The 3,887-nt window shown below is 61.1% G+C and carries 5 protein-coding genes; 3 read left to right on the top strand and 2 right to left on the bottom strand.

What is annotated here, in order from left to right:
- On the top strand, positions 1–1,227 hold a 1,227-nt coding region (locus tag C484_RS07890; protein ID WP_006825419.1), incomplete at its 5' end, for a hypothetical protein.
- Positions 1,228–1,316: 89 nt separating this feature from the next.
- A complete protein-coding gene (locus tag C484_RS07895) occupies positions 1,317–1,619 on the top strand; it encodes a hypothetical protein (RefSeq protein ID WP_004592272.1) in 303 nt (100 codons plus the stop codon).
- Positions 1,620–1,807: 188 nt separating this feature from the next.
- Here C484_RS07895 and C484_RS07900 read toward each other — a convergent pair whose 3' ends face one another.
- Both C484_RS07900 and C484_RS07905 read right to left on the bottom strand, forming a co-directional pair.
- Positions 1,808–2,131: a hypothetical protein gene (locus tag C484_RS07900; RefSeq protein ID WP_004592271.1), complete on the bottom strand. Its 324-nt coding sequence runs from the start codon at positions 2,129–2,131 to the stop codon at positions 1,808–1,810.
- Positions 2,128–2,529 (bottom strand): hypothetical protein, encoded by a 402-nt coding sequence (locus C484_RS07905; protein ID WP_004592270.1) that lies wholly within the window; start codon positions 2,527–2,529, stop codon positions 2,128–2,130. Before C484_RS07905 ends, C484_RS07900 begins: the two co-directional genes overlap by 4 nt.
- A 646-nt stretch (positions 2,530–3,175) precedes the next feature.
- Here C484_RS07905 and C484_RS07910 point away from each other — a divergent pair.
- The gene (locus C484_RS07910) at positions 3,176–3,886 is read left to right on the top strand and encodes a hypothetical protein (protein WP_006825420.1); all 711 of its coding nucleotides are present in this window, start codon (positions 3,176–3,178) and stop codon (positions 3,884–3,886) included.
- The last annotated feature ends 1 nt before the right edge of the window (position 3,887 follow it).

Genomic DNA, 3,887 nt, shown 5'->3' on the forward strand with positions numbered 1-3,887 from the left:
GCGGAGTACCATCTCGGCTTAGAGTCTGAACAGTGGGGGTACGTTCGTGGTGACGACGTGCACGGGTTGGATGCTGAGAATCCGGGAGAGAACGCCTGTTACGTGCATTGTCACGATGCTATTTACATCGACTTGCAGGCAACAGGGCTACGCGACACGTTCGACACGGACCACGAGATCGTGGCTGTGTTGGAGAACACGTTCTACCCGGCGATTGAGAAGCACATCGAAGCGTGTGACTTGGCGAAACCAGAGGCTCATACCCGCGAGAAGGCCATAGAGGTGCGCTTAGACTTGGAGGAACCGGCGGGATACGCGACGGAGTACCTTCGGCTACAGGAGGACACGCCGATGATGGAGATGCCGGTCGAAATGCAGGCGTTCGCAGCTATCGAGTGGGCGCAGAACCGGCAGAGGATCGCTCGCTCGCAAGTTTTCAATGATGCCGCGAAAGCGGACCTATGCCTTCAGGACAAGGAGCGAGTGCACGGCCACCGCCTGAAGTACGACGGGAAGGGTAACGTCGTGTGTGCTCGCTGTGGCTCTGCTGTTGGGATCGGTGCCGATACGATAGCAGAGTACCGGCTGTCGTCACAGTCGTCGTCTGACGGCCAGCAGGCGGTCGCTGATGGTGGTCATGAGTACGTGGTCGGATACCGGACGGGCGAGCCACCGGCAGCGGCAGAGGCTCGGTCACAGGTTCGTGAGTACGTCGAGGCGCACGGGGTGCCGGACTCGGTGCCGAACGTGATGGGGTCGCTGGGGATCGCACCGCAACACAAGCAGGTGGTCGAGGAGGCCGTGGCTGGAGTAAACACAGCTGAGGAAGTCGAGCCGGTCTATGGCGAGCCGCCGGAGATTCCAGCTGAGTACGAGCTGGTCGAGATCGTCAACCCGGACGGATCGATAGAGGCAACGGGTGGTGGTGGGGGGGGTGCGTCGATGGCCGAGTTGGTGCTACCAGAGGATCGGCTGTTACGTGAGACGCGGTTGGCGCACGTGTCGGGGGGTGCGAAAATCCGGTGCGAGAAGACCGGCTTCGCTACGTTCTCGGCGGAGACGATGGCGCGGTACTTGGTCGAGAACTGCAACGTTCGAGAACCGTGGTACGCGGAGGTGCTCATGTCGTTCGAGTGGCCATGGAGTGAGGACGGGCCACGCGATCGTCGTGAGTTGCCGCCGGTCCTCGACGAGCCGGTGGCTCGACCACCAGAGGATTGCCGATGACCCCGCGAGAACGGGCGAGGCACCCACTGGCGCGGGTGTGCCCGAAAGGGCCGGTGTCACACCACCGACCCCGTGCCGTCACGGAAACCATGACAGCAAAATCAGATTCCCCGGCAAAGGGGCATGAGAGTATCGATACCGAAGACTTGGTCCACGGAACGCCGCTCGAAGGTGAGTCAGACGAGTTCGTGGCGTTGGTGCTGGAGGGTCAGAAGCAGGAGGCTATAACGGCCGCAGACACGTTGACGCGGGCGTTACTGAACGATGATAAGCCACTGACGGACGACGATGTGGCGCGGCTCGCTGAGATCGGGAATGCGTTCCGGGCGATCTACAGTGAACTGGTCCACCGTGTGCCGGAGGAGCACCGTGTGAGGTACAAGGACTCGTAGTCGGTTTATCATACTTCTGGTAGTATGCGTATTCAGTGATACCCTCCCCTACAGTATTCATTAACTGTAGACCTTCGGTCTACAGTGAATGAAATTGGCCCACAGCCCATTTGCCCATGGTGTGTCAGAGAGGAGGTAGATATATAGATGCGCGTTGTTCTCGATCGGGGTGGTTCGTGATGGGTGCTCTATCCGTCGTTTTCGGTGTTGTTGAGTTTCGCCATGCCGACCATCGGGGCCAGCATCGGGGCGTGTAGCATGGCTTCAGCCAGTGCCTCGCGGTACGTGGTCACTGGTGGGGCATCTGTCTGTGTGTCTTCGGCTCGCCCGTACCCAGATCCGACGATCTCCGTTCCATCAAGAGCAGGGTCGTAGTTGTTGAGAATCCGGCTTACGGTCGGTTGGGATTTGTCGATCGCTGGATGGTCGGCGATCTCGTCTTGTGAGAGGTTGGTGCCGTGTGCCAGTGCCCAGATGAGTTCTTTCTGTAGCTGATCGCTTGAGGTGTTCATGCTGAATCACCTCGGGTGTGGCGGTACACGCCAAGTGCGACCGCGCCGACGATCGCCACCGCGCCGATCACGGCGATGGGAAGGGCCGGTTCAGCCGTGATGGTCAGGGCGAGCAGGAACCAGCCGATGAGGGAAACGGCGGCTGGGTGCGTGACGGTGATGGTCCGCGCGTCCCTCTCGCGGTGCTCATCGAGTTCGTCTCGAAGTTCTTCGATCTGGTTTTCTCGATTCTCCAGTTTCTCGCGGAGTTCGTGGTTCTCGCGCCGGAGTTCGGGCGCGTGAGTTCCGTCGCGTAACGTCCGCCGGATAGCGGCGCTACGACTTTCGTCTGGTTCCTGTCGTTCGGTGAGTCGGTTTTCTAACGAGTCCGGTATTTCGGCTGAAATCACGGTGCTCATACCGTTATAATATGTTAAAACACCGATTTCAAGCTTTGGGTTCGCGAGAGAAACGGCTAAGTGCCATGAGGAACGACAGGTAGGCAAAGCTAACCAACGTGATCGAAGTCCGGCAGGAAGGGCCGGACACGACCGCGGGGGGCCGTGCCACCGGCCCCCTGCGGGTGGAACTCCTTGCCCGGGAGGTTCCGTGTCCTACCCTTCTGTCTCCGCCGAAAAGTAATTTGCGCTCCCTTCGGCGGCTGGTGTGCGGTGTTATAACGGCTGATTTCAGCCAGTGCAGCCCACAGCCCACAGCCCACAGCTTGCCGATCTCCCGGCGGGCGGTCCCATCTTTCGCGGTCGCGGTTGTCCTCGAGCGTGACCGAGCGCGAGCGAGTGCCGGATGGGTGGATGCCCGTACCCGGCGCGCAGCGGAGCGAGCACCGGAAAGACCGGAACACAGGGAGCGCAGCGGAGCGAGCGACCGGCCTCGTTCCGGCGAGGGAGCGAGCGCGAGGGATTCCGGTAACAGCGGGTGGTGGCCATGAGTGCGGACGAAGGCCAGCCCGAGTTAGCACACTCTCGGCTACCACGGTCTAACTCTGTAGAAGCTTGTACCCCGGAAGATCAGCCGTCTCACGAAACGCGGCCATACGATGAGCGGGTGGCTGATCGGGCAGCCGAGTGCGTCGAGGAGTTCCGTGAGAAGTACCCGTACCTCGCTGGTCGGCCGCTATCCGAGAGGGACGGTCAGACACTCCGCTCGGAACTGGTCGAAACGGATCGCGTCGAGGAGCATGTCCAGGGCGAGCGCGAATGGGAGCGCGGGTTTAGCGTCGATCGCGTCGAACGGGCCGAGTCGGTGACATGGGCGGAAGGGTTGTTCCGGTTCCTAACAGCCCGCCAGCCCTACGATGATGGGCTGGGTGGTCGTTTCGAGTCGCGTTACGACGGTGAGACGTTCACTGTGGACTTCGATGACTGTTGGACGAGTTCCTACGGCGATGAGCAAGCCGCCAAGAACGCGGCGTTTCAGCGGCAACTGATGGGTGGGACGTACCCGGAGAGCGAAGACAGTGCTCGCTCCGGCGAGCACGTCGAGGGCGAATGGGGCGACGTCGCTACGATCATGCTCACGCGGACGGGTTCATCGAAGCCGGACGGTGAGCGGGTGCCGCCGGTCGATCACGGCGACCGCGTGGCCCGCACGTGGTCGCAGGGTGACGTGTACGACGTGGTGCGGAACGCAGCGGAGTACCATCTCGGCTTAGAGTCTGAACAGTGGGGGTACGTTCGTGGTGACGACGTGCACGGGTTGGATGCTGAGAATCCGGGAGAGAACGCCTGTTACGCTGTCTCTTATACACATCTCTGAT

This window comes from Natrialba taiwanensis DSM 12281 (genome assembly GCF_000337595.1).
GTDB classification, from domain to species: Archaea; Halobacteriota; Halobacteria; order Halobacteriales; family Natrialbaceae; genus Natrialba; species Natrialba taiwanensis.

Bases quoted from the DNA above. Each gene is read 5' to 3' on its own strand.
- C484_RS07900 (WP_004592271.1), bottom strand. From the start codon at position 2,131: ATGAACACCTCAAGCGATCAGCTACAGAAAGAACTCATCTGGGCACTG.
- C484_RS07905 (WP_004592270.1), bottom strand. From the start codon at position 2,529: ATGAGCACCGTGATTTCAGCCGAAATACCGGACTCGTTAGAAAACCGA.
- C484_RS07895 (WP_004592272.1), top strand. From the start codon at position 1,317: ATGACAGCAAAATCAGATTCCCCGGCAAAGGGGCATGAGAGTATCGAT.